At 47.4% G+C, this 622-nt stretch carries 1 protein-coding gene; it reads left to right on the top strand.

Annotated elements, in window-relative coordinates; all coding sequences use genetic code 11:
- Window positions 1–622 (top strand): collagen-flanked surface repeat-containing protein (locus tag ACTHUR_RS15580; RefSeq protein WP_440399542.1); only part of this gene is annotated, 622 nt, incomplete at both ends.

Below are 622 nucleotides of genomic sequence, written 5' to 3'. Positions count from 1 at the left end.
CACTCACACTGTAACCATCACTGATGGCGAAGTTAAGACCACTACTACTATCATTAAAGATGGTAAGAACGCTGAAGCCGAAGTTAAAGACAACGGCAACGGTACTCATACTGTAACCATCAAAGACGGTAACGGTAATACCACTACTACCATCGTTAAAGACGGTGCAACTGGCGCTACCGGTGAAACAGGTGCAACTGGTGCTAAAGGTGATACCGGTGCAGACGGTAAGAATGCTAAAGCCGACGTTAAAGACAATGGCAACGGCACTCACACTGTAACCATCACTGATGGCGAAGGTAATACCACTACTACTATCGTTAAAGACGGTAAGAACGCTGAAGCCGAAGTTAAAGACAATGGCAACGGTACTCACACTGTAACGATCAAAGACGGTAACGGTAACACCACTACTACTATCGTTAAAGACGGTGCAACTGGTGCCAAAGGCGATACCGGCGCAACTGGTGCAACCGGTGCCGATGGTAAGAACGCTGAAGCCGAAGTTAAAGACAACGGCAACGGTACTCATACTGTAACCATCAAAGACGGTAACGGTAATACCACTACTACCATCATTAAAGATGGTGCAACTGGCGCTACCGGTGCAACTGGTGCCGAT

It is taken from the genome of Neisseria sp. P0021.S007 (assembly GCF_051956855.1).
Note: the sequence above shows the minus strand (reverse complement) of the source record. Positions and strands in the feature narration are given on the sequence as shown.